Below are 24,794 nucleotides of genomic sequence, written 5' to 3' on the forward strand. Positions count from 1 at the left end.
CTTCCAATTTCCTCAAATTCACGGAGTTAAACTAAAGATATTTGCCAAAAATGAACTTGTTTTTACCTCTTGGGGTAAAATATTGGCCAGTTTTGGAAAAGACCTTTGTCTCGCTTTTCTGGTAAGAAGACAGTCTCCCTCATTTGATGGCGCGTATTCTAACCAATTTATTACATAAAAGCTCGCGCAATCGTTTGGCATCTCAAAAATAATTGCAAAAAACTCGAACTTTAAGAGAAAAAGTAACGAGATAGTTAATAAGGAAAGTTATGTTTCAGATAGGTGAATTGGCGAAACGTTGTGGTGTGAGCGCGGATACGCTGCGTTTTTATGAAAAAAATGCCCTGATCAAGCCAGCTGGTCGCAGTGAATCCGGTTACCGTCTTTACAATTACGAAAACCAGAAGCAGGTGGGGTTCATTCTAAAAGCCAAAGAACTCGGTTTGAGTTTGGAAGAGATCAAAGAGCTGCTGGAGATCAAACTCGAAGCAACAGAACACAGTTGCGCCGAGGTGAAAGCGATCACTTCTGCTAAGTTGGCACTCATCGATGAGAAAATTGCCGAATTAAACAAAATTCGTCGGGCACTGAAAAAAATTAACGACGCGTGCTGTGGCCATGTGGAAGACAATGCCAGCCACTGTTCCATTCTTGCTGCTTTAGAATAACAGACGGCTTAGGCCATTAATGACCTAAGCCGATCGTAAGTTTGCTCATTCTATTGGCGTTACACCTTGAACGCAGCAAAGTTGACTTGCAATTGGTTACCGCTAGCCATCAACTGCTCGCTCGCTGCAGCGACTTGATTGGCTTGTGCTGCCGTTTGTTCACTGTGATCGACAATTTGCAGCAGATTGTGGTTAATGAGCTCAGTGGCCGATGTTTGCTCTCCGCTGGCAAGAGCAATGTGCTGGTTGAGCTGCAGAATCACAGCAATTTGCGCATCGATATCACTTAGGGCTTGCTGTGCCAAGCTGGCTTGTTGTTGGGTTTCGGTGGATTGACGCTGTGTTTGTTCCATCGATAAACAGACATCGTTGGCGCGTTGTTGCAACTGCGCGATGATGTGTTGAATTTCATCGGTACTGCTGCTGGTGCGCGTAGCCAATGTGCGTACTTCGTCAGCGACCACTGCAAAGCCACGGCCTTGCTCACCCGCTCGGGCGGCTTCTATTGCAGCGTTGAGCGCAAGTAAATTGGTTTGCTCGGCCACACCCCGGATAACTTCCAACACTGAGCCTACTTTTTGGGTTTCTTTGGCTAGCTCTTGCACATTGAGCTCTGTTTGGGTCACGGTGTGTGACAAGGCATGCATGTAGCCAGAGGCTTTTTCAATGATGGCACTGCCTTCTTTGCCTTTCTCTGCGGCAGTCTGCGCTGCACTGGCTGCCTCTTGAGCCGAATCGGCCACTTGCATATTGCTGTCGTGCAGTTGCTTCATGGCACTGGCAACGGAATCGACCGAGTGCTGCTGGGCGGTGGCTTTTTCGAGTGCATTTCTTGCCACTTGGGTCAGCTCAGAGGCAGAGCCGGTGACATCACGTGTGACAGGGGCAATGCCTTGTACGATGAGGCGGATCTTGCTGGTGAATTGGTTAAACGCACGGGCGATTTGTGCTAACTCATCTTGGCCGTCGGCAGGCAGTTGCTTGGTCAGGTCGCCATCTCCTTGTGCAATATCCTCTAAAGCGCGCTGCGTCGCTCTACAAGGCTGGGTAATGCTGTTGCCTATCCAGCCAGCCAGTAACAACATCACTGCGCCTGTAAGGCTCAACTGGAGAAGGGAGGCGCGAATACGCTGCCACACCAGCGCTTCGACATCATCGATATAAACGCCACTGCCGGTAATCCAACCCCACGGCTGGAACATTTGCACATAAGAGACTTTTTCCACATCGACGTCTGAACCCGGCTTTGGCCACATGTAATGGACAAAGCCAGCCCCGGATGTTTTTGCCACCGAAACCATTTCAACAAACAGCGCCTTGCCAGTCGGATCTTTCACTGCGCTTAAACTCTTGCCGTTCAGTTGCGGTTTCATCGGGTGCATGATCATATTGGGCTGATCATCGTTAATCCAAAAGTAATCTTCTTTTTCATAGCGCAGCTGGCTAATGGCCGCCTTGGCTTGCGTTTGCGCCTCTTCGCGAGACAAGCGCCCGGCTTGTTCTTGCTGATAATAGTGCTGCTGCAAACTCACGGCCGCTTCGACCAAGTGGCGTGTTTTGACCTGCTTGGCTTCCATCAAATCACTTTGATAGGCGTAGAGCAGAGCGATAAATGGAAGCAGCAATAGTGATGTAATCACGAAGGTGAGTACATAAAGTCGCTGTTTGATGTTAATGACGCGCAAGCTAGAACCGACCATACCAATCACTCCTTGAAGGGTTGGGAAACATTTGTTGATTGTTATTGTTTTTTCAATGTAACAAATTGATAACAGCTTCGTATATGCGACGAAAGGCGAGATTTGAAAGTGATGACGGTTTTAAAGCAAAGGTTGGGTAGCGTTACAGGAGAAATGTGCTACTGCGTAGAAAAGAGGGCATAAGAATCGATAAAAGAAAACCGCCCGCGGGAAACTCCAGCGGGCGGTTTGAAAGCGATCAAACTAATCAGGGATTAGTTCATGCCGTATTTTTTCAGTTTCTTACGAAGAGTACCGCGGTTGATGCCCATCATGGTTGCTGCGCGAGTTTGGTTACCGCGAGTGTACTGCATGATGGTATCTAGTAGTGGCTGTTCAACTTCAGCTAGAACTAATTCATAAAGTTCAGTGACTTCTTGACCGTTTAGTTGAGCCAAGTAGTTTTTAAGAGACGCTTTAACAGAATCACGTAGTGGCTTTTGCGTGATCTGATCTTGTGATGTTACGGTAGTTACTGTTAAAGCTTCTGAAGTCAGATTTTGTTCGAACATATTCGGTCTAGCTCTTCTCTTAATTATGATGCAACGTTATCAAAATAACCTTCGAGCGCTTCAAGTTGCAGCATAGCTGCGTCGATAGCGTTGAAGGTACGGCGAAACTCACTCGCTTGCTCATGTTCTTTTAGATACCAACCCACGTGCTTACGCGCGATGCGAGGGCCTAAATACTCACCATAAAACTCATGGAGAGCCTGAACATGACCGAGCATAATGCTTTTTACTTCCTCAATCGGAAGTTCAGGCATTGTGGTGCCGTTTTCCAAATAGTGATGGATTTCCTGGAAAATCCAAGGACGACCCTGGGCAGGGCGTCCAATCATTAAAGCGTCTGCGCCGGTGTACTCCAGTACATACTTGGCTTTTTCCGGGCTATCGATATCACCGTTTGCGATAACCGGAATGGAAACTGCCTGTTTAACGGCTTTAATGCTGTCGTATTCGGCCTCACCTTTGTACATACAGGCTTTGGTTCTGCCATGCAGAGCAAGAGCTTGTATGCCGCAGTCTTCGGCTAATTTAGCGATGTGAATACAGTTTTTGTTTTCTGTATCCCAGCCAGTGCGGGTTTTCAACGTTACAGGAACGTCCACTGCGTCAACCACCGCTTTCAAAATCTGTTCGATAATGTCCGGGTATTTGAGCAGCGCGGAACCCGCCAGCTTTTTATTCACTTTTTTTGCTGGGCAACCCATGTTGATATCGATGATTTGCGCACCATTTTCAACACTGAATTGCGCAGCATCTGCCATCAGCTGTGGATCGCTGCCCGCGATTTGTACAGAGCGAATGCCCGATTCGCCTTCATGCACCATGCGTTGCTTCGACTTCGACGTTTTCCATAGCTGCGGATTAGAGGACATCATTTCACTGACGGCCATTCCCGCACCATAACGAAGGCACAACTCTCGAAACGGTCTATCCGTTACTCCGGCCATCGGCGCTACGATTAGTTTGTTCTTAAGTTGATAATTTCCGATCTTCAAAACGTCGTCACAGCTTCATACCAGCAAGGGCGCGCATTTTACGCATTTTTTTTCTGCGTGAAAAGACTAATATTTGAGCATTGACAAATTGTTTTTGCAATTTGTATGAATTTCAAACAATTACCCCTGAAAGTCTTGTCTAGCCTTGCTTGCGACCAGAGATGCGACACCATTCACTTTGCTCAACGATTGGATCAATGTGAAGCTCATCACGGTAATAGTTGGCCACATCTTCTGCTTGGGTATCCAATACGCCCGACATCGCTAATTGGCCATTTGGTTTGACAAGCCCCTTGATGATCGAAGAAAGCTCACGCAGTGGTGCCGCCAAAATGTTTGCGACAACAACGTCAGCAAGCAGACCTTCCGGTTGATCTTGAGGCAGATAAACATCCAGTTGATCGGCAACGCCATTACGTTGGGCGTTGTCTTTCGAAGCGAGAAGTGCTTGAGGATCAATGTCGATCCCGATGACTTTTTCTGCACCCAGTTTGATCGCTGCGATCGCCAAGATGCCAGAGCCACAACCAAAATCGATAACGGTTTTACCCGAAAGATCAAGGCTCTCTAGCCATTCAAGACACAGTGCTGTGGTTGGGTGAGTACCCGTACCAAACGCAAGGCCAGGATCCAGCATCACGTTCACTGCGGTGGGATCGGGAATGTCACGCCAGCTTGGGCAGATCCACAAACGCTGACCAAATTTCATTGGGTGGAAGTTGTCCATCCACTCGCGTTCCCAATCTTTATCTTCTAGCTGCTCAATTTTGTAAGCAAAGCCTTCAGCCAGCATGTTGCTTGCTTTGATTTGCGACATGATGAGCTGAGTGTCCGCCTCTGCGTCGTACAGTGCCAGGACATCCGTATCACCCCAAAGACGCGTTTCACCAGGCAGTGGCTCGAAGACAGGGGTATCGTGCGCATCTAGGAAAGTCACCGATAGCGCGCCAGTCTCTTCCATAAGCATATCGCCGATAAGCTCAGCGTTTTCGTTGGTCGCATTGAGTTTGATTTGAATCCAAGGCATGAGTGCATACTCTTAATGTTTAAATTTGGCGCAGAGTTTAGCAGACTTTCCCTGCAAACGAAAAAATCCGCTCAATGAAAAATGCCCACCGAAGTGGGCATGGTAACCAGTGCGCTGCGCTTAGTGCTGAAGGCCGAGTTTTTTCTCTAGGTAGTGGATGTTGGCACCACCGTGCTGGAAGTTTTCATCGTTCATGATGCTCACTTGCAGCGGAATGTTGGTCTTGATGCCTTCAATGAACATCTCACCCAGGGCGTTCTTCATACGTGCAATCGCAACGTCACGGTTTTCACCGTAAGTGATCAGCTTACCGATCATTGAGTCGTAGTGCGGTGGCACGGTGTAGCCGCTGTAGATGTGCGATTCCCAACGAACACCCATACCGCCTGGTGCGTGGAAGCGTTCAATCTTACCTGGAGACGGTAGGAAGCGTTCTGGGTCTTCCGCGTTGATACGACATTCAATCGCATGGCCACGGATCTTAATGTCGTTCTGCGTGAATGACAGAGGCTGACCCGCCGCAACGCGCAGCTGTTCTTTGATCAGGTCAACACCAGTCACCATTTCAGTCACTGGGTGCTCAACCTGAATACGGGTGTTCATTTCAATGAAGTAGAACTCACCGTTTTCGTAGAGGAATTCGAATGTACCTGCACCGCGGTAACCGATCTCTAGACATGCACGAGTACAACGTTCGCCGATGTACTTACGCATCTCTTCAGTAATACCTGGAGCTGGTGCTTCTTCAACAACCTTTTGGTGACGACGCTGCATTGAACAATCACGCTCACCTAGGTGGATAGCGCCGCCTTGGCCATCTGCAATCACTTGAACTTCAACGTGACGTGGGTTTTCTAGGAATTTCTCCATGTAAACCATGTCGTTGTTGAATGCTGCTTTTGCTTCTGCACGCGTCATGGCAATTGCTTGAACGAGGTCTGCTTCTTTACGAACCACACGCATACCACGACCACCACCGCCACCAGAGGCTTTGATGATCACTGGGTAACCAATACGTTTCGCGTGTGCTCGGTTTTTCACTTCGTCGTTATCAAGTGGACCATCAGAACCAGGTACACATGGAACGCCCGCTTTTTTCATTGCAGTGATAGCCGATACTTTGTCACCCATCATGCGGATGGTGTCCGCTTTTGGACCCACAAAGATGAACCCGCTACGTTCTACTTGTTCAGCAAAGTCTGCGTTTTCAGACAAGAAACCGTAACCTGGGTGGATCGCCACCGCGCCAGTCACTTCTGCTGCTGAAATAATGCGAGGAATGTTCAGATAGCTGTCGATACCACGAGCAGGACCGATACACACAGTTTCATCTGCCAGCAGTACGTGTTTTAGATCGCGATCGGCGGTGGAGTGCACGGCAACGGTTTTGATGCCGAGTTCTTTACACGCGCGAAGGATACGAAGTGCGATTTCACCTCGGTTCGCGATGACTACTTTATCTAGCATAGCGAACTCCGCTTATTCGATAACTACAAGTGGTTGGTCAAACTCAACAGGCTGGCCGTCTTCAACAAGGATTGCTGTTACCACGCCAGATTTGTCGGCTTCGATTTGGTTCATCATCTTCATCGCTTCAACGATGCACAGTGTTTGACCTGCAGTCACAGATTGGCCCACTTCGATGAATGCTTTCGCATCTGGACTTGGAGAGCGGTAGAAAGTACCGACCATTGGAGAAAGAACTTGGTGGCCTGCAGGTACTGCCGCCGCAGCTGGCGCTGCTTCTGCGGTTGCGACAGGTGCTGCTGCAACTGGCGCAGGTTGCGCGACAGGTGCCGCAGCGTAGTGCATTGGAGCAGGCGCTGCCATCATTTGACCGTGACGACTGATGCGTACCGACTCTTCGCCTTCAGAGATTTCTAGCTCAGCAATGCCAGATTCTTCAACTAGTTCGATAAGCTTTTTGATTTTACGAATATCCATCTTTTCTTTCTCTTTTATCTTGTGAGTAAGACAACCCTAAAGGGTTGCAGAGTGTTGGGTTTACTTTGCCTGCAGACGAGCAATGGCTGCCGACAGAGCGAATTCATAGCCTTGCGCCCCTAAGCCACAAATCACGCCGAGCGCTTTGTCCGACAGATAAGAGTGATGTCGGAACGGCTCACGAGCGTGTACGTTGGAGAGGTGCACTTCAATAAAAGGGATGGCAACACCCAGTAGCGCATCACGTAGCGCAACACTGGTGTGAGTAAAAGCCGCCGGATTGATGATGATGAAGTCGACGTTGCCGTGTGCGGCATGGATGGCTTCAATCAATTCATACTCACGATTCGATTGCAGGTGTTCGAGCTCGATGCCTGCAGTTTGCGCCTGTTGTGTCAGCGTATCGACGATTTGCGGCAAAGTTTGGTGACCGTAATGACCCGGCTCACGCAAACCCAGCAGGTTAATATTTGGACCGTTCAGGACCAGAATTCGTGATTTTGCAGACATGTTGACGCTATCTTCCTTTAACGTGAGTGGAACCAGCATATTCCCAAAAATACGAGAAATCGGCACGAGATTTTTGTAAAAAACGCGCAAATTTTTCAAAATCGACCAAGATTATAGCCAATTCATTACAATTAGCAGCAATTTACTGGTCTAATCTCCCTGTTTGCCGTGGATTTTCTGTAACCAGCTTAACAAAAAACAAGATTAACCTTTCTTACAGTATGGGTAATGATAACGGCAAACAAAAAAGCCACTCTTATGTAGAGTGGCTTTGAGGGTGTTTTGTTTAAAACGGATTAAACCAGTTCGGCTTTTTCTGCGATCAGCTTATCAACTACGCTTGGGTCGGCCAGTGTTGAGGTGTCACCCAAGTTGCTGGTGTCTCCCGTGGCGATCTTGCGCAAAATGCGGCGCATGATTTTACCTGAACGAGTTTTCGGTAGTGCATCTGTCCAATGCAGTACGTCTGGTGTTGCGATGGGGCCAATCTCTTTACGTACCCAATCTTTCACTTCTTTATGCAGCTCTGCGGTTGGATACTCGCCCGCATTGAGGGTGACGTAGGCGTAAATTGCTTGGCCTTTGATGTCGTGTGGAATGCCAACAATCGCCGCTTCAGCAATTTTCGGGTGTGCCACTAGGGCGGATTCAATTTCCGCTGTACCCATACGGTGGCCAGAAACGTTTAATACGTCATCCACACGGCCTGTGATCCAGTAGTAACCATCTTCATCGCGGCGCGCACCATCTCCGGTAAAGTACATGCCTTTAAAGGTTGAGAAGTAGGTTTGTTCGAAACGTTCATGGTCACCATAAACCGTGCGCATTTGACCTGGCCAAGAATCGAGGATAACGAGGTTACCTTCTGCGGCTTGGTCTTCGATCACATTACCCATGTTGTCCACCAGTGCAGGCTGAACACCAAAGAATGGGCGCGTTGCAGAACCCGGTTTCAGCGCGGTGGCGCCTGGCAGTGGTGTGATCAAAATGCCGCCAGTTTCGGTTTGCCACCAAGTATCGACAATCGGTGATTTCTCGTTGCCGATGGTTTTGTAGTACCACTCCCACGCCTCTGGGTTAATAGGTTCACCCACAGAGCCCATGATGCGTAGGCTGCTACGATCTGTACCTTCGATCGCTTCGTTGCCTTTTGCCATCAGCGCACGAATGGCCGTTGGTGCGGTGTAAAGAATGTTGACTTGGTGCTTATCGACCACTTCACTCATGCGGCTGGTGTTTGGATAGTTTGGCACGCCTTCAAAGAGAATGGTTTTCGCGCCGTTTGCCAGTGGACCGTAAACCAGATACGTGTGGCCAGTGATCCAACCCACGTCGGCCGTACACCAGAAAGTTTCGCCTGGCTGGTAGTCAAACACGTACTTAAAGGTCATGGTCGCGTAGACCAGATAGCCGCCCGTGGTGTGCAGCACGCCTTTCGGTTTGCCGGTTGAGCCTGACGTGTAGAGGATGAACAGCGGATCTTCAGCTTTCATCTCTTCTGGTGGGCAAACGTCAGAGACTTTTGCTGTCGCTTCGTGCCACCAAACATCACGATGTTCGTGCCAATCAATGTTGCCGCCAGTGCGCTTGAACACCACCACTTTGCTGATGGTTTTCACTTCTGGGTTGGTTAGTGCTTCGTCCACATTCTTTTTCAGTGGCACCGCGCGACCACCACGAACGCCTTCGTCGGCCGTGATGACGACTTTGGCATCGGAGTCGATGATGCGGCCAGCCAGTGCTTCTGGTGAAAAACCACCAAAGACGATGGTGTGCACCGCACCAATACGGGTACAGGCCAACATCGCAACCGCTGCTTCAGGGACCATTGGCATGTAGAGACACACCACGTCGCCCTTGCGTACGCCTTGCTCTTTGAGTGCATTCGAAAAACGACACACTTCGGTATAGAGTTCGTTGTAAGTCAGAGTTTTGTCGTCCTCTGGGTTGTCGCCTTCCCAAATGATGGCGACATCATCGCCGCGCTCTGCTAGATGGCGGTCAATACAGTTTGCTGAGACATTGAGCGTGCCATCTTCAAACCAGCGAATATCAACGTGGCCAGTATCAAAAGACGTTTGTTTGACTTTGGTGAAGGGCTTAATCCAGTCAACAATTTTGCCGTGTTCACTCCAGAAACGTTCTGGGTCAGTGACGGACTGCTGGTACATGGCTAGGTAGGTATCATTATCCGCATGGGTATGGGCTTTGATGTTCTCTTTTACCGGATAAATGTGGGCTTCACTCATTGTCTTTCTCCTTGTGCCTTTGTCTTCGCGATGCGGTTTTATGATGTTTTAAACACGCCTCAATCACGAAAGGGGGAATCCGTATGCCTCTAACTGTCAATCAGTTGGAGGCTTTCGACAATTAGACTTTAGGATATAGCGAGTGCTGATGGGGTGTTTTTTCTCCGACCACGATCACGAAGAAGCATAGGGCAATGACAGGCTCGGCAAATCGCCACGAGTGAGTCGCACAAACACCAAAGCCGCGGCAATGGCATCTTGCAGCGCATCGTGTTTGTCTTGGATGGGCAAGTCGAGATGGCGACAAATGGCGTCCAAACTCAAATCGAAATAGGCGTTGGGTAGATGTTTTTCCAGCTTGTCATGGTAGATCTGGCTGACTTCCACCAGTGGATTGGCCAAGGGAAAACCGAGGTGGCGTAAGCAGGCTAAATCGAGGATCTTCTTATCGTAGCGGATGTGGTAGCCCACCAAGGGGCGATTACCGATGAAATCAATCAGTTTGAGCAGTGCTTCTTTCTCGCTCAACCCATCGACCAAGTCTTGGTGGCGGATCTTGTGAATTTTCACTGAACCAGAATCGAGAGACTGTGGCGCACGCAAACGCACCTCGAACGGTTTACTGGTGATGATGCGATTGTCGATGATCTTGGTCGCGGCAATGGTGACGAGTTCTGCGCGGTTGGGGTCAAGGCTGGTGGTTTCACAGTCGAGAGAGACATACTCTTTATTGTTTGGCGCACAAAACAGCGACTGATAGGGCGAGCCTTTCAATCGGTAGTACCAGTAGTTGCGCCGAAACCAGTTCATAGAGATTCCTATTTCATTAAGACCTTAGCCGTATAGCCTTTGGTCGTGATGGTCAATTGAGCCAAGTTAATCTTTGATTTGATAGTGATAACCCAGCCACTGTTTGAACTTTTTCACCACGTGCAAACTGTGGCGCAGTAAATCTCGCTCGGTGCGATCCAGCAGTTTTAAGTTGAGTTTGTTATTACTGTGCTGCTCTGTCAGTTGCTGTGCTAGGCGCAATTTAAAAAACAACTTGAGTGCTTCGCTTAGGTTTGCGGCCGTGCTTTTTTCCAACACGTTGCGTGCCACTAACCCCTCAATGCGGTCGAAGGTGTTGTTGTCGTGTAAGGCGTATTCCAAGCTCAAAGCGCGAATGCCGTGCACGATAGGAAAGATGCCGCCTTGTTTGATGTCGAGGCCGCTTTTGTCGGCCTTGACGTTGCCAAAAAGGGTGAGGGGAACTGAAAAGTTCAATGCAGGCCGAGTGAACTCGGTCAAAATCAGTTCTTGATCCGCCATCAACTCGGAGAGGTGCTGTTTCACGGGCTCAAGCAATGCCTTATTGCCCGCAACGGCATGTGCATCGGCAAAAATCGCTAAATCCATCACCGTTTCTGGTTTGGCACTGCGTACCCATGCGGTGAGGGTTTTGCGCCAATCACTCTGACTTTTGACCCACTTAGGGTTATTGACCATCACATTGCCAGGGCAAAGCGGATAGCCAAGTTGCTGCAAGGTGTGTGTCAGTTGTTGCATCACCACGCCGCTTTGTTGCCATTCCAAACCATCTTTGATGATCAGCGCGTTGTCTTGGTCGGTTTTGAGGATTTGTTCCCCACGCCCTTCTGAGCCTAAAACGATCAAACAACAGTGATCGTGAAGGGCGGGTGGAACAACCAACTCAAAGGCTTTCTCGATGATCTGTTCATTGACGGCAGAAATCAGCTCCATGATGAAGCGAGTGCGAATGCCGTTTTTCAGCAAACTTTCCACTAACTGACGCTGGCGATTGGACGCTAAGGCCAGCTCTTCAACACTGGAGGCGCGCGCGATGCTCAAAGTGAGCACGTGGGAATGGGTGGAGAAGGCGCTGAGAATTTGCGTCATGTCCAACATGCCCACAGCTTGATGGCCATCGCACACCATGAGGCGCTTCATACGATTGCGCGTCATGGTGATCATCGCATTAAAGAGAAAATCACCATCATCGACGTGGAAGACGGGGAAGGTGGCAATATCACCCACCGGAGTGTCGAGCGGCTTATCATCGAGCATCACCGAGTGGAGCATATTGGTGCGGGTGACAATCGCATAAGGGTGTGCATTGGGATGATTGAGTAGCCGCCCATCGTCATCATGGAGGCGTACCAAGGCGGCATCGATACCGTTCTCTTTAAGTGTGCGCGTGACCTGATTGATCGGCATCTCAGGCGACAAAATCTTCGGTGGATGATAGATGGCTTTATCAACTTTGGTGAGAATGAACTCAGCAAGATTTTGTTGCTGCTGTGCCGCCTCTATCAGCTCTTGGCGCTTGGCGAGGTTGTTATCAAAATAAGCGGCGAATTGGCCATTTTCATTGTATAGCTCGAGAAAAATGGCCTTGGGCAGCAAATAGCTTAAGGTATCTTCGAGCGCGACATACTGATGACGTACGGTTGGTTCAAATAAGGCGCGCACATCAAACATATCGTCATTGGCATAGTGAGCAAACACTTCTTGCTGGTTGGCAGAACGCTCTTCAACCGCGCCTTTGATTAAGATATGCAGATGCGGTGACGGTTGCCCAGCGGCGAGCACCACATCTTTAGTGCGAAAATAGGCCACATCAAGTGAAGAACGTAAAAGGTGTTGTTGCCCCTCGCTCAAGCGATCAAACGGGGGAGATTGCATATTAAATTTATCAGGCATGGCAGCGTCCAAAACCAGCAAGGCATATGCTCTAAGTCTGACAAAATTCTCCTGACTCTCCAGACGACTTTGGTCTAATTCACTCCAATTAGGCCGATTAGAGGAAACAATCTGTCGCGGAGAATTCCCTTTTTCTCATCTGCAAGGCAAGTCATAATGGCGCCGATTTTTCTCTCGTCAGTTTTTAGGTCAACAGACCCTAGGATCACCATCATGTTCAAACCGTCTCCTTATGGATGGATATCGCAGTATTTTCTCGGTTTCTTTTTTGCCTATGGCGTCTATCTGCCATTTTGGTCGCTGTGGTTTAAAGAACAGGGCGTCTCCTCCACTGACATCGGTTTGCTGGTCGGTATCGGCTTAGCGACACGCTGTGTGGCGAACATGGTGATCACGCCACGTATCCATAAGGCTGAGCACATTATGCCGGCGTTACGTTGGCTCAGTTTTGCGGCGTTGATTTTTGTCGGCTTCCACTTCTTTACCGGTGGCAGCTTTTGGCTGATGGCGTTAGCGACGGTACTGTTTAACTTGTGCTGTGGCCCCGTCGTGCCGCTATCCGATGCGCTTGCCAACTACTACGCAAGATTGAAGATGCTCGATTATGGTCGCACCCGTTTGTGGGGCTCGATCGCCTTTATCGCGGGCTCGACCGTGGTGGGGTATCTGATTGCTCTCTATGGCACCGACATGATTCTATACACCGCCTTGGTGGGGGTGTTTATTTCCTTACTGCTGAGTATGCGCAGTGCCAATGTGATGCCGGTGACGCGCAGCGAACATCACAGTGAAAGACCGAAACTGACGCAACTGCTGACCGACGGCCCTGTGGTGAAATTTTTGCTACTAGCGGCTCTGATTCAGGGCAGTCACGCCGCCTATTACAGCTTTAGTGCGATTTACTGGCAGCAAGCGGGCCATTCGGAAGAGATCATCGGCTATTTGTGGAGCCTTGGTGTGGTATCGGAAGTGGCGGTGTTTGCGTTGAGCAAGCGCTTGTTTGCGGGCTGGTCGCTGCGTGCGTTGTTTGTCGCGGCATCGATTGGCGTCATGTTGCGCTGGGGGATCACCGCCTCGACCACGTTGTTGTTGGGTTTGGTGTTGGTGCAGTTGCTGCACGGCGTGACGTTTGCGATGGCGCACATCGCAGCCATTCAATACATTCAAAATTCAGAAGAGCACAAAATGGTGGCGCTACAAGCACTGTACAATGCGCTGCCACTGGGGGCCTTTATTGCGGCGATGACGGCCTTTAGTGGTTGGGGCTTCGAGCATTGGGGCGCGAACGTATTCTGGGTGATGGCGGCCATGGGGCTGGTGGCACTGTTCATCAAAGTCGCGCCTGTCACCAGCCAGGTTCAGGACGTTAGCGTGGTGAAAGCGGAGCCCAATGCACAGAATTAATCCTAAGAGATTGAGATTAAAAACTATCCTTAGTTAAATGAAACCTCTCCCGTATGGAGAGGTTTTTTATTGAGCAAGAGAAAGGATGTCACATGCAAGGATGGTTGGTGATACCCGTATCGTTAGCGTATTTAGGAGTGTTGTTCCTCATCGCTTGGTATGGAGATAGGCAAAAAAATTGGTTGGCACGTTGGCGGCCTTGGATCTATAGCCTATCGATTGCGGTTTACTGTACCTCTTGGACGTTTTACGGCACGGTGGGGCAGGCGAGCAATAATCCTTGGTCTTTCTTGCCGATCTACATTGCACCGATTCTGGTCTTTACTCTTGGTTGGCGCGTCTTGGCGCGGCTCATTCTCGTTGCCAAGCGCGAGCACATTACCTCGATTGCGGACTTCATTGCTGCGCGCTATGGCAAATCGCAAGGGCTTGCGGTGGTGGTGACTTTAATCGCTGTGGTGGGAATTTTGCCCTATATCGCCCTGCAATTGCGTGGCATTACGATGGGGCTTGAGATCATCGCGCCAGATCTCTCAAGCCGTTTTGGCTATCAAGACTCAGGCGTTTCTTGGTTTGTGGTGGGGGCACTGGCGATATTCACCATGCTGTTTGGCACCCGTCATATCGACAACACCGAGCATCACCGCGGCATGATGATGGCGATAGCTTTTGAATCGATCGTTAAGCTGGTGGCGTTTCTCGTGGTGGGAATGTTTATCGTCTGGCTGGCGATGCAGCATCAAGAGGTCGATCTCAGCCGTGTTGCCGCCGCCACGTACCAATCGCCCAATATCGCGACCTTGCTGATCCACACCTTGCTGACCATGCTGGCGATTGTCTGTTTGCCGCGTCAGTTTCACACCATGGTGGTGGAAAATGAACGCGCGCAAGATCTGCATACCGCGCGCTGGCTCTTCCCGCTGTATTTGATTTTGATGGGCATTTTTGTGCTGCCGATTGCGTGGGCGGGGCAAAGTTTGCTCTCTGGCAGCCCTGCCGATACTTATGTGATCAGCTTGCCGATGGCGTTTGGCGCCAATGACATTGCTTTATTGGCCTTCCTTGGTGGCACGTCCGCTGCCAGTGGCATGGTGATTGTGTCCACCATCGCGCTCGCCATTATGGTCTCCAACGATTTGGTGATGCCATTGCTACTGCGCCGCATGCGGCTGTCTAACCGTAATCACCACCATTTTTCAGGTTTACTGCTGCGTATTCGTCGAGCGTTAATTCTGGTGTTGTTAATTGGCGCATGGGGTTTCTATCAAGCGCTGGACGCAATTCATTCGCTCTCAGCAATTGGCTTTCTCTCATTCGCTGCGATCACCCAGTTTGCTCCAGCTTTGATTGGCGGCATGTACTGGCGCCAAGGTAACCGCAAAGGGGTGTATGTTGGGCTGGCGGCGGGTTTTACTTTATGGCTGATTACATTGATGAGCCAAACCGACATGTTGGCCGGCGATGCGCAGAGCAACTTGCTGATTTGGCTGATTACACCACCAGAGGTATTAGGGGAGATGGGCGTGAAGGCCTCTGACTGGGGGATGTTCCTCAGTGTCACCGTCAATGCGCTCTGCTTCCTTGTCGTCTCGATGCTAACGCGTCCAAGCCTAAGTGAGCGCTTACAATCGGCGTCGTTTGTTGGTACGCCATTGCCCGAAAATGAAAACATCAGCCTCTATCAAAGCCGCGTCACCGTGGGTGAGTTGGAGATGCTGGCCTCACGCTTTGTTGGGCGCAATCGGGTGAAAAATGCCTTTGCTCACTATTGGTCGCAGCAAAGAGAAACCTTATTGCCGAACCAACAAGCTCCCTCGACCTTGATTCGTCATACTGAGCGGGTATTGGCGGGGGTGTTTGGTGCTTCGTCGGCGAAGTTAGTCCTTACTTCGGCGCTGCAAGGCAGAAACATGCAATTGGAGGAAGTCGCAACCATCGTGGATGAAGCGTCTGAGTTGTATGATTTTAGCCGAGGCTTATTGCAAGGGGCGATTGAGCATATTGGTCAAGGCATTGCCGTGGTGGACAAACAGCTTCGGCTGGTGGCATGGAACCAACGCTATTTGGAGCTGTTTGAGTTTCCGCCTGGGCTGATACAAGTGGGCCGGCCGATTGCCGATGTGATTCGCCATAATGCCGAGCAGGGTTTATGTGGCCCGGGAGACCCAGAAGATCATGTGCGTCGCCGAGTCTATCATTTGGAACAAGGCTCGCGGCATACCTCGTCACGCATTCGCCCCGATGGACGCGTGATTGAAGTGCAAGGTAACCCCATGCCCGGCGGCGGCTTTGTGATGAGCTTTACCGACATCACTGTGTTCCGTGATGCAGAACAAGCATTGAAAGAAGCCAATGAAACGCTCGAAGAACGTGTTCATTTACGTACAAGAGAGCTTGAGCAGTTGAATAAACAGCTGGTGGTGGCAACGCAGCGTTCGGAGCTGGAATCACGCTCTAAATCGCGTTTTTTGGCTGCCGTGAGTCACGACTTGATGCAACCACTCAACGCAGCGCGTCTGTTTGCCTCATCACTCTCGGAAGTGGCCAAGGACGATGAAAGCCGCAAGCTGGCGCATCACATTGAAAGTGCCCTCGGGGCTGCGGAAGATTTGATTGGTGATTTGTTGGATATCTCGCGACTGGAATCGGGTAAGTTGGATGTACACGTGCACGGTTTTGCCATCAATGATGTGTTATCGAATTTGAATGCGGAATTTAGCGCACTGGCCAAACAGCAAGGCATCGAGTTCTGCATGATCCCGTCGTCACTCAATGTCACGTCTGATCCAAAATTGCTGCGCCGTGTGGTGCAGAACTTCCTGACCAATGCGTTTCGATATAGCCCTAATGGCAAGGTAGCGCTTGGGGTGCGCCGAGTCGGTGAGCGGGTGCGTATCGACGTATGGGATAACGGGATGGGCATTGAAGAAGATAAGCAGCAAGAGATCTTCGAAGAGTTTAGCCGTGGTACCCAAGTGCGCTCCGATCAAGGATTGGGTTTAGGGCTCGCGATTTCCAAAGGCATCGCGCAAGTGTTGGGGCATGAGATTTCGATGCGTTCATGGCATGGCCGCGGCAGTGTGTTTTCTATTACTCTGGATCGTGCTCAGCAAGTGCAAGCGTTGCCGACGGCAGAGCCTGCCCAAGCGCACTCTGAGTTAAGTCACTTACGTATTTTGTGTGTCGATAATGAGCCCGATATTTTGGTTGGCATGGAGAATCTGCTGGCGCGTTGGGGGTGTGAAGTGAAAACCGCTACTGACATTGTGCAAAGTTTGAAAGCACTGGACGGTGGTTGGCATCCGGATGTGATTTTCTCCGACTATCGTCTTGATGAAGGTCGCACAGGTTTAGAAGTGCTCCAGCAATGTAAGCTTAGATTAGGCAGCCGTTTTGAAGGGGTGATCATCAGCGCCGATCGCACCGATGACATGATGCAAGGCATCAAAGCCAATGGTTTTAGCTTTATTGCCAAACCCGTTAAACCGCTCAAGCTGAGAGCGGTGTTGAACCGAGTGGCGTGAGGTGCCTTCTCCAAAAAGAGCTGCCATGGTTGGTATTAAAATGGCAGCTCTTTGTGAATGTCTTGGCTAAGAAAAAAGTTGTGTTGATACGCCAATAATGATCACCTGCTTAATTCTCTATATATCCTGACTCTAATGCACCATGAAGGTCGCAGATAGTATGAACTTCATACCCATCATGATCTTTTTTCTTAGCATCAAATATAAAATATTTCTCTTTTGAATTAATGTCGCAAGTGAGATTGGATAAATTTTCTGACATGAAAGTAAATATGCTATATCCAGGTAAATATGAACGCCATAAGTATTTGTATTCAAGGTCACGTTTTATGCTTAATGATGTGCTGACCATTTTGGGGTCAAAAATGCTTGGTGTCTTTATTGTTGAAATACTGACAGCTTCAAAAAAGAACTCACCATTTTGATTAGTATATGCCTTTAATTCTTTTGTGTCATTCAGAGCACTGATTTCAAGGGTGACTTCAATATTTGCCGCAAGGATACCATGATTAAAAATTCTCCCGTGAATTTTTGGTGTTAAGTCATATGTTTTTTGTTTAAATATGTCCATGACGTAGACCTGGTAGGAGACGGTTAAGAAAAAAGTATTATTAAATGATGTATTGCCTTTTTAATCCTTTTGCCTTTTTTCTCTACGCTTATATCCATTAATTTTACATCTACTTAGTACCATCAAATCGACACCATGTGGAACAACAGGGTTTTTAAAATAGTATTGATATTGATTAGAGTTTATCTCGCATTTTGTGTTTTTAAGATTGTCAACAATAAGATCAAGTGGCTCATCGTAATCTAGTATTGAATGCCATAGATATATTCTCTCTTCTTCATTTACTAGGTAAATACCAAAGTAAGAGTAAGCCTGATTTAACGAGAATTTCTTCAACCATTGAGAATGAATCATGGGTTCAAAATGAAAATATCCATTCAGATCAGTTTTGGTTTTATCTTCATATCGATGTTTTAAAAAACTACCCTCAAGATAAATCTCTTTATTTGCTAAGATTTTTCCATCCTGAGTAAGATGTCCAGAGATCTCTGGACTTAAGATGTAATCATTCTTTTTTAAGAAACCCAAAATATTTATCATGTTATTTATACTCAATATTGGTGAGATTTAAATTATGATCGCTTTATATGAGACGTTTTTTAAATACTCTCGTATTTTTCTCTACGCTTATATCCCTTAATTTCACATCTGCTTAGTAGCATCAAATCAACGCCATTAGGTACTACAGGGTTTTTAAAATAGTAGAGATAATCAGGTGTTCTGATGTTGCAATTAAGGTTATTTAAGTTGTTTTTAATGAAATTAAATGGTTGTTCGTATCCCAATATGGATTCCCATAGATATGTCTTTTCATTTTCAATTAAAATGTAAATACCAATATAAGAATAAGCTTGATTTAACGGGGATTTCTTCAACCATTGAGAATGAATCATGGGATCAAAATGAAAATACCCATTCAGATTAGTTTTGGTTTTATCGTTATATCGATGTTTTAAGAACCCGCCTTCAAGATAAACGTCTCTATTCGCAAATGCTTGTCCGTCTTGAGTCAGGTGTCCAGAGATCTCTGGACTTAAGACATACTCATTTTTTTTAAATAAATCAAAAATGCTCAACATATTACCTTTGCTTACTATTGGGAAAGAAACTAAGAGCAGGGTTAATATTATCTTAGTGATTTTCATTTTTAGTCCGAAAACAAATGGTGACTAATATATAGGATGTTTTTTTCTTGATAAGAAAGAATGTTTTTTTTGAGATTAATATCGTGTTTGTCGTGTAATTAATAAGTTTGATACTTTGTGCACAACAAAAAGCCGATGCAGTTGCATCGGCTTTGCTTTTCCTCGGAGCTCAATCCCTACAATAAAGCTCTAAAGTGTGGATCAATGGTCGTGAGCTGCGCCAGCGCCTTTCGGGTAGCGGATAGACTCAACCATTTCTTGTACATCTGACGGTACTTCGGCAGTGAACTTGTTCACGACAATTGCTACCACAAAGTTCAGACACATACCTAGTGTACCAATGCCCTCAGGGCTGATACCGAACAACCAGTTATCCGGTGTGCTCGCAGCTGGGTTAATGAACTTGAAGTACACGATGTAAGCCGCAGTAAAGGTAATACCTGCCAACATACCCGTGATAGCGCCTTCTTTGTTCATCTTCTTATAGAAGATACCCAAGATAATCGCAGGGAAGAAGGATGAGGCTGCCAATCCGAAGGCGAATGCCACAACCTGTGCTACAAAGCCTGGAGGGTTAATACCCAAGTAGCCCGCACCGACGATGGCAATCGCTGACGCAATCCGCGCGGCCATTAACTCCTGTTTATCGGTCATATTGGGCCTAAAGCCTTTCTTCAACAAGTCATGCGAAATGGCGGTTGAGATAACCAATAGTAGGCCTGCTGCGGTAGAGAGTGCTGCTGCCAGACCACCCGCTGCCAATAGTGCCACAACCCAGTTTGGTAGTTTTGCTAGTTCTGGAGAAGCCAGTACGATGATATCGCGGTTGATCTTCATCTCGTTGCGCTCATCGCCAGAGTAGAACATCTTGCCATCGCCATTCTTGTCTTCCCAAGCCACTAGGCCAGTGCTTTCCCAGTTTTTGTACCAGCTCGGTGCTTCTGTGCCTGCGACACCTTGCATGTCTGGACCATTGATGGTGTCGATCATGTTAACGCGTGCAAACGCTGCCACAGCCGGTGCGGTGGTATAAAGAATCGCGATGAACACCAATGCCCAACCAGCAGAGATACGCGCATCAGATACTTTCGGTACGGTAAAGAAGCGAATAATAACATGTGGAAGACCGGCAGTACCTACCATGAGCGCCGCACAGATGAAGAAGACGTCAACCATGCTCTTCGATCCATCGGTATAGGCGGTGAAACCGAGCTCCTGTGTTAGACCATCCAGTTTGGTGAGTAGATACTCATCGCTACCTGCCATGGTCGAACCGAAGCCAAGCTGAGGGACAGGGTTACCAGTCATCATCAAGGAAGTGAAGATCGCTGGAACCATGAAGGCAAAGATAAGCACACAGTATTGCGCTACCTGCGTATAGGTGATGCCCTTCATGCCGCCCATAACCGCGTAGAAGAACACGATCGCCATACCGATGATGATACCCATGTTGATGTCAACTTCGAGGAAGCGTGCGAATACCACACCCACACCACGCATTTGACCAGCAACGTAAGTAAACGATACGAAAATAGCACAGAATACCGCAACCAAACGCGCCGTTCTTGAGTAGTAACGGTCGCCGATGAAATCTGGCACGGTGAACTTACCAAACTTACGTAGATAAGGGGCTAAACAAAGGGCGAGAAGTACGTAGCCACCGGTCCAACCCATCAGGTATACCGTACCATCGTAGCCGATGAACGAGATAATACCTGCCATAGAGATAAATGATGCCGCAGACATCCAGTCCGCTGCGGTTGCCATGCCGTTGGCGACTGGGTGAACACCACCGCCAGCAACATAGAATTCACTGGTTGATCCCGCACGGGCCCAGATTGCGATGCCGATATACAGAGCAAAAGTGATACCGACAAGAATAAACGTCCAAGTTTGAATATCCATTTCCTAAACCTCTTAGTCTTCCTGCACGTTGTACTTCTTGTCCAGCGCATTCATGCGGACAACGTAGACAAAGATCAGCGCCACAAAGGTGTAGATCGACCCTTGCTGAGCGAACCAAAATCCGAGCTTGAAGCCACCAAACTGAATGGCATTAAGTGCATCGACAAATAAAATTCCAGCGCCGTATGACACTAAAAACCATACTGCTAGCAGTGATCCCATGATCCCCAAGTTTTCCTTCCAGTAGGCTTGAGCATGTTCTGTTGATTCGAACGCCATGGCCTTCTCCTTGTGTTTATCGTCTGAATAGATAAGTGTTAACGTAATGTTGCATTTCCTAAGATAGCAGTGTTGAGTCAAGGGATCTGTGCAACTTTAGTCGGGGCGATAAAAAGCAAAAACGCCCGAAAAATGGGCGTTTAGTGAGATGGATAGCAGATTTGAGGATGTTAATTTGATGTTAAATTAGCCAAAGGTCTAAAACATCGCACGTGCTACAGGTAAAAATCTTTAATTCCTTGCAGCAAATTGTTGAGTGCGACGGCGGCGAGGATCAAACCCATCACACGGCTGATGATGGCAGCGCCAACATTGCCAATCCATTTTTGAATCGTGTTGGCTCCGAGTAACAGAACCAGTGTGATCAGCAAGACCGCCAACATGACGCCCGCGGTAATCGCTTGATCAGCAAAGGAATAGCGATGGTTGTCTGTCAGCATCACCACCGCCATCATGGCGCCAGGTGACGCGATGGAAGGAATGGCCAGCGGGTAGACGGCCAAATCTGCGAGGGCGGATTTATCCAACTCTTCGCTTAGCTTCTGCTCTTGCTCAGGTTTACTTTCACCGAAAATCATACTCAGTGCGAATAGCAATAAAACCAGCCCACCCGCAGCCTGAAAGGCGGGTAGTGGGATCTGCATCGCTTCAAGCAGCATTTGCCCGGCGATTAAGAAAAACAGCAATACCCCTGCTGAGATACCAACCGCTTTGAGCGCGACGAGACGACGCTGCTTGGCGGTCAGATGTTGGGTTTGCGAAAGATAAACAGGCACTGAACCAACAGGGTCAATCACGGCCCAAAGAACAACAAATTGAGTGATGAGAATACTGAGCAAGGTATGGCCTCCCAGAGTTAATAACAGAGGGATGAAAAAGACAGCCCATTTGGCTGCCGAGGTATTTTACTCAAGGTATTAAAAATTTGCGTCATTAAAATGTGAACTAATATAACGAAAACTTCTGAATACCGAGTTTGGCGTTGAGTTATTGCTCGGGCTCTAGCTGCTGTAACAAGATCACCGCTTGGGTACGATTTTTCACCCCAAGTTTGCGGAAAATAGCCGTCATATGTGCTTTGATGGTGGCTTCAGAAACATTCAGCTCATAAGCAATTTGCTTGTTGAGCAAACCATCGGAAAGCATCCCCAGTACTTTGTATTGCTGTGGTGTTAACGCGGCGATTTTCTCGGCCAAGTCATTACAGGCGGCGTTATTGGTGATCAATCCTTCAGGGAAATAAGGATCGCCATTGAGAACTTGGTTAAGTGCGGAAACCAGTGTGCGCATATCACTCGATTTAGGAATAAAGCCAAAAGCACCGTGGCTTTTTACTTGTGTGACCACCGCAGGTTCTTCACTAGCAGAGACCACAACGATGGGCAGGTCGGGATACTCTGCACGGAGATGGATCAAACCTGACATGCCATTGGCTCCAGGCATTTTGAGGTCAAGCAGCAGTAAATCCGGCTCTTCTTCGCGTATAAGAAGGTTCAGCAACGCATCGAGTGAGTCCGCTTCTAGCAAGTTGGCCCCACTGACCGCCATATGCACAGACTGAAACAGCGCATTACGGAACAGGGGGTGATCATCAGCGATGATGATGGTGTAGGTCGAATCCATGACGTTAAACACTTTTAACTATTTCGTTAATGGAATTATTGCAGCTTTAAGAGTGTGGACAATCTTTATACGCTAAAAGTCTGATGTAAATCGACTTTTATTAGAGAGTTTGCATATACCTCCGTTGTGAAGGTGAGAATGTGGTAAGAAAAAACGCCAGCAAGGTTTGCTGGCGTTTGAATCGGTTAGTTGGAAATTCGTTGAATATGCTCCAAGAAAGGCGCCGCTTGCATAAAGCCAGTGAGTCGAGCGTTTGAAACCGGATTACCTTGCGCATCCCAAAAATCGATCGTTGGTAGGCCGAGCACTTGTTGGGCCTGTAGCAGCTCAATGTCCTGTGCTTGGTTACGCGTCACGTCGGCTTGAAGCAACACAAATTGTTTGAGTTGAGCTGCCACGGCTGGGTCGTGGAAAGTGTATTTCTCGAACTCTTTACACGCCACACACCAATCGGCATAAAAGTCGAGCATTACAGGTTTTTTGGCTTGCTTGGCTAACGCCAATTGTTGTTGAAGCTCTTCGACGTTGCGGATTTTAATAAAGCTCACTTCACTGGTTTGAGTCTGTTGAGAGCTGTCAGTAAACCAATAATTGAGGGCAGGCTGAGCGGACGCAAACAGACCCAGCACGGCAATGATGCCCACCGCGCTTTGCTTCCAACCACCAAACTCCAAACTATTTTTCACATGGTAAAGCCAGCCAAACGCCGCGATACCCAAGGCAGACCACAGCGCGGTTGACCACATTTCAGGAAGGATGCGCTCCAATAGGAAGATTGGCGCTGCCAGCAATACAAAACCAAACAGCGTTTTAACGCGATCCATCCAACCGCCCGCTTTGGGGAGCAGTTTATTTCCAAACACCGCGACTAAAATTAAAGGGATACCCATGCCCATGGCTAAGGCATACAGCGCAACGCCCCCCGTTAAGAGATCACCACTTTGTGCCACGTACAGCAGTGCCCCAGAAAGTGGGGCGGTGGTACAAGGCGAGCACACCAAACCGGAAATGGCACCCATGGCAAAAACACCTGCACTGCTGCCCCCTTGCTGCTTATTGCTCAAATTGTTCAGCCAAGTTTGTACGCTGCTAGGCAGTTGTAAGGTGTACACCCCAAACATCGAGAGCGCTAAGGTGACAAAAAGAATACTCAGGCCGATCAACACATAAGGGTGCTGCATGGCGGCTTGGAACTGTAAGCCAGCGGAAGCGACAACCAGACCCAGTAAGGTATAGGTCAATGCCATGCCTTGAACATAGACCAGAGAGAGCCCAAGCGCGCGTCGCTGACTCAGTTTACCGCTGCCTAATACGATGCTGGTCAGAATCGGGTACATCGGCAATACGCAAGGGGTAAAGGCCAAGCCAACACCCAGTGCCAAAAACAGCAGTGGCGTCCACCAGTTATCCGCTAAGCCCGAAGCCAACTGATCTTGCTGGGTCAGAGGTTGAGGCGTTGATGTATCGAGAGGGTTGGCGGTCTGTGTCGGCATTGTTGCTGGTGCCATGTCACCATTGGTAAACGAGGTAATGTCGATCACTCGTGTTTCAGGTGGATAGCAAAAGCCCGCTTTGGCACAGCCTTGGTATTGTACGATCAATTTTGCACCCGGCTGCCAGTCTTGCATTGGGATGTTAACGAACAATGGGTTGGTATAAATATTCACATCACCAAAAAATTCATCACGGTAGGGCTGACCGTTTTCCATTTGAATGTCACCCAATACAACGTTTTCTGCGCTAAATGAAAGACGCTGTTGATAGAGGTAGTAACCCTCTTTGACTTGCCAGTCTAGGGTGATGCGGTGATCTTGCTGGAAATAGTTAAAAGGAAAAGCCTGATCAACAGGCACAAAATCATTCGAGCCAGAAGCAAAACTGCTGTTTTGGTTATTGCCAAACAGCGCCATGGCGGGTGAGGAAAGCACAAGCAATCCAGCAACAAAGAAAGTCAATAATGCGCGCATAGTGAACAAAATATGGGAGTGAATGGAGTTAG

Annotated in this window: 21 protein-coding genes; 3 read left to right on the forward strand and 18 right to left on the reverse strand. The window is 48.4% G+C overall.

The genetic code is table 11. The features are described 5' to 3' along the window. Positions 1-269 precede the first annotated feature (269 nt). Entirely contained in the window at positions 270-668 is a 399-nt protein-coding gene (gene zntR / locus VV1_RS05795) for a Zn(2+)-responsive transcriptional regulator (protein ID WP_011079216.1), read from the forward strand. Between the two features lie 59 nt (positions 669-727). On the opposite strand, the gene VV1_RS05800 is transcribed toward zntR, so the two are convergent. From VV1_RS05800 to VV1_RS05845, 10 genes are all read right to left on the reverse strand, one after another. Further along, positions 728-2,368 (reverse strand): methyl-accepting chemotaxis protein, encoded by a 1,641-nt coding sequence (locus VV1_RS05800; RefSeq protein ID WP_011079217.1) that lies wholly within the window; start codon positions 2,366-2,368, stop codon positions 728-730. A 254-nt stretch (positions 2,369-2,622) separates the two neighbouring features. Continuing rightward, entirely contained in the window at positions 2,623-2,919 is a 297-nt protein-coding gene (gene fis / locus VV1_RS05805; RefSeq protein ID WP_000462885.1) for a DNA-binding transcriptional regulator Fis, read from the reverse strand. A gap of 23 nt (positions 2,920-2,942) precedes the next feature. Next, positions 2,943-3,911, reverse strand: a complete 969-nt coding sequence (gene dusB, locus VV1_RS05810; protein ID WP_011079218.1) for a tRNA dihydrouridine synthase DusB — start codon at positions 3,909-3,911, stop codon at positions 2,943-2,945. A 139-nt stretch (positions 3,912-4,050) separates the two neighbouring features. Continuing rightward, a complete protein-coding gene (prmA, locus tag VV1_RS05815; RefSeq protein ID WP_011079219.1) occupies positions 4,051-4,938 on the reverse strand; it encodes a 50S ribosomal protein L11 methyltransferase in 888 nt (295 codons plus the stop codon). 120 nt (positions 4,939-5,058) lie between these two features. Further along, a complete protein-coding gene (gene accC / locus VV1_RS05820) occupies positions 5,059-6,405 on the reverse strand; it encodes an acetyl-CoA carboxylase biotin carboxylase subunit (protein WP_011079220.1) in 1,347 nt (448 codons plus the stop codon). A gap of 12 nt (positions 6,406-6,417) precedes the next feature. After that, complete coding sequence (gene accB / locus VV1_RS05825) at positions 6,418-6,882, reverse strand: acetyl-CoA carboxylase biotin carboxyl carrier protein (protein WP_011079221.1); 465 nt, start codon at positions 6,880-6,882, stop codon at positions 6,418-6,420. 60 nt (positions 6,883-6,942) lie between these two features. Next, positions 6,943-7,392 (reverse strand): type II 3-dehydroquinate dehydratase, encoded by a 450-nt coding sequence (gene aroQ, locus VV1_RS05830; RefSeq protein ID WP_011079222.1) that lies wholly within the window; start codon positions 7,390-7,392, stop codon positions 6,943-6,945. Positions 7,393-7,688: 296 nt separating this feature from the next. After that, positions 7,689-9,641: an acetate--CoA ligase gene (gene acs / locus VV1_RS05835; RefSeq protein ID WP_011079223.1), complete on the reverse strand. Its 1,953-nt coding sequence runs from the start codon at positions 9,639-9,641 to the stop codon at positions 7,689-7,691. Positions 9,642-9,815: 174 nt separating this feature from the next. Next, positions 9,816-10,451, reverse strand: a complete 636-nt coding sequence (locus VV1_RS05840; protein WP_011079224.1) for a 3'-5' exonuclease — start codon at positions 10,449-10,451, stop codon at positions 9,816-9,818. Positions 10,452-10,517: 66 nt separating this feature from the next. Continuing rightward, complete coding sequence (locus VV1_RS05845) at positions 10,518-12,344, reverse strand: DUF294 nucleotidyltransferase-like domain-containing protein (protein ID WP_011079225.1); 1,827 nt, start codon at positions 12,342-12,344, stop codon at positions 10,518-10,520. A 213-nt stretch (positions 12,345-12,557) separates the two neighbouring features. On the opposite strand from VV1_RS05845, the gene VV1_RS05850 reads away from it, so the two are divergent. Further along, positions 12,558-13,748 (forward strand): 3-phenylpropionate MFS transporter, encoded by a 1,191-nt coding sequence (locus VV1_RS05850; protein WP_011079226.1) that lies wholly within the window; start codon positions 12,558-12,560, stop codon positions 13,746-13,748. Positions 13,749-13,840: 92 nt separating this feature from the next. After that, positions 13,841-17,272, forward strand: coding sequence for a hybrid sensor histidine kinase/response regulator (locus VV1_RS05855; protein WP_011079227.1), 3,432 nt, complete (start codon positions 13,841-13,843; stop codon positions 17,270-17,272). A gap of 109 nt (positions 17,273-17,381) precedes the next feature. Here the strand turns inward: VV1_RS05855 and VV1_RS05860 are convergent, their stop codons facing one another. The 8 genes from VV1_RS05860 to VV1_RS05895 form a co-directional block, all read right to left on the reverse strand. Beyond that, positions 17,382-17,843: a DUF6795 domain-containing protein gene (locus VV1_RS05860; protein ID WP_043920931.1), complete on the reverse strand. Its 462-nt coding sequence runs from the start codon at positions 17,841-17,843 to the stop codon at positions 17,382-17,384. Between the two features lie 60 nt (positions 17,844-17,903). After that, positions 17,904-18,383, reverse strand: a complete 480-nt coding sequence (locus tag VV1_RS05865) for a DUF6795 domain-containing protein (RefSeq protein WP_225484578.1) — start codon at positions 18,381-18,383, stop codon at positions 17,904-17,906. A gap of 59 nt (positions 18,384-18,442) precedes the next feature. After that, positions 18,443-18,988, reverse strand: a complete 546-nt coding sequence (locus tag VV1_RS05870) for a DUF6795 domain-containing protein (protein ID WP_043920932.1) — start codon at positions 18,986-18,988, stop codon at positions 18,443-18,445. A 201-nt stretch (positions 18,989-19,189) separates the two neighbouring features. Beyond that, complete coding sequence (locus VV1_RS05875; protein WP_011079228.1) at positions 19,190-20,893, reverse strand: sodium:solute symporter family protein; 1,704 nt, start codon at positions 20,891-20,893, stop codon at positions 19,190-19,192. Positions 20,894-20,905: 12 nt separating this feature from the next. Next, entirely contained in the window at positions 20,906-21,172 is a 267-nt protein-coding gene (locus tag VV1_RS05880) for a DUF4212 domain-containing protein (RefSeq protein ID WP_011079229.1), read from the reverse strand. Between the two features lie 215 nt (positions 21,173-21,387). After that, positions 21,388-22,011, reverse strand: coding sequence for a MarC family protein (locus VV1_RS05885; protein ID WP_011079230.1), 624 nt, complete (start codon positions 22,009-22,011; stop codon positions 21,388-21,390). Positions 22,012-22,159: 148 nt separating this feature from the next. Beyond that, positions 22,160-22,795, reverse strand: coding sequence for a response regulator transcription factor (locus tag VV1_RS05890; protein WP_011079231.1), 636 nt, complete (start codon positions 22,793-22,795; stop codon positions 22,160-22,162). Positions 22,796-22,980: 185 nt separating this feature from the next. Continuing rightward, positions 22,981-24,762, reverse strand: a complete 1,782-nt coding sequence (locus VV1_RS05895) for a protein-disulfide reductase DsbD (protein WP_011079232.1) — start codon at positions 24,760-24,762, stop codon at positions 22,981-22,983. Positions 24,763-24,794: the final 32 nt, after the last annotated feature.

The sequence above is a fragment of the Vibrio vulnificus CMCP6 genome (assembly GCF_000039765.1).
GTDB classification, from domain to species: Bacteria; Pseudomonadota; Gammaproteobacteria; order Enterobacterales; family Vibrionaceae; genus Vibrio; species Vibrio vulnificus_B.

What these genes read in the sequence shown, in the direction of transcription:
- VV1_RS05875 (WP_011079228.1), bottom strand. Translation starts at nt 20,893, where the DNA reads ATGGATATTCAAACTTGGACGTTTATTCTTGTCGGTATCACTTTTGCT.
- VV1_RS05870 (WP_043920932.1), bottom strand. Translation starts at nt 18,988, where the DNA reads ATGAAAATCACTAAGATAATATTAACCCTGCTCTTAGTTTCTTTCCCA.
- accC (WP_011079220.1), bottom strand. Translation starts at nt 6,405, where the DNA reads ATGCTAGATAAAGTAGTCATCGCGAACCGAGGTGAAATCGCACTTCGT.
- VV1_RS05855 (WP_011079227.1), top strand. Translation starts at nt 13,841, where the DNA reads ATGCAAGGATGGTTGGTGATACCCGTATCGTTAGCGTATTTAGGAGTG.
- VV1_RS05860 (WP_043920931.1), bottom strand. Translation starts at nt 17,843, where the DNA reads ATGGACATATTTAAACAAAAAACATATGACTTAACACCAAAAATTCAC.
- acs (WP_011079223.1), bottom strand. Translation starts at nt 9,641, where the DNA reads ATGAGTGAAGCCCACATTTATCCGGTAAAAGAGAACATCAAAGCCCAT.
- fis (WP_000462885.1), bottom strand. Translation starts at nt 2,919, where the DNA reads ATGTTCGAACAAAATCTGACTTCAGAAGCTTTAACAGTAACTACCGTA.
- VV1_RS05865 (WP_225484578.1), bottom strand. Translation starts at nt 18,383, where the DNA reads ATGATAAATATTTTGGGTTTCTTAAAAAAGAATGATTACATCTTAAGT.
- prmA (WP_011079219.1), bottom strand. Translation starts at nt 4,938, where the DNA reads ATGCCTTGGATTCAAATCAAACTCAATGCGACCAACGAAAACGCTGAG.
- zntR (WP_011079216.1), top strand. Translation starts at nt 270, where the DNA reads ATGTTTCAGATAGGTGAATTGGCGAAACGTTGTGGTGTGAGCGCGGAT.
- VV1_RS05800 (WP_011079217.1), bottom strand. Translation starts at nt 2,368, where the DNA reads ATGGTCGGTTCTAGCTTGCGCGTCATTAACATCAAACAGCGACTTTAT.
- VV1_RS05840 (WP_011079224.1), bottom strand. Translation starts at nt 10,451, where the DNA reads ATGAACTGGTTTCGGCGCAACTACTGGTACTACCGATTGAAAGGCTCG.
- VV1_RS05890 (WP_011079231.1), bottom strand. Translation starts at nt 22,795, where the DNA reads ATGGATTCGACCTACACCATCATCATCGCTGATGATCACCCCCTGTTC.
- VV1_RS05880 (WP_011079229.1), bottom strand. Translation starts at nt 21,172, where the DNA reads ATGGCGTTCGAATCAACAGAACATGCTCAAGCCTACTGGAAGGAAAAC.
- accB (WP_011079221.1), bottom strand. Translation starts at nt 6,882, where the DNA reads ATGGATATTCGTAAAATCAAAAAGCTTATCGAACTAGTTGAAGAATCT.
- VV1_RS05845 (WP_011079225.1), bottom strand. Translation starts at nt 12,344, where the DNA reads ATGCCTGATAAATTTAATATGCAATCTCCCCCGTTTGATCGCTTGAGC.
- VV1_RS05895 (WP_011079232.1), bottom strand. Translation starts at nt 24,762, where the DNA reads ATGCGCGCATTATTGACTTTCTTTGTTGCTGGATTGCTTGTGCTTTCC.
- aroQ (WP_011079222.1), bottom strand. Translation starts at nt 7,392, where the DNA reads ATGTCTGCAAAATCACGAATTCTGGTCCTGAACGGTCCAAATATTAAC.
- VV1_RS05850 (WP_011079226.1), top strand. Translation starts at nt 12,558, where the DNA reads ATGTTCAAACCGTCTCCTTATGGATGGATATCGCAGTATTTTCTCGGT.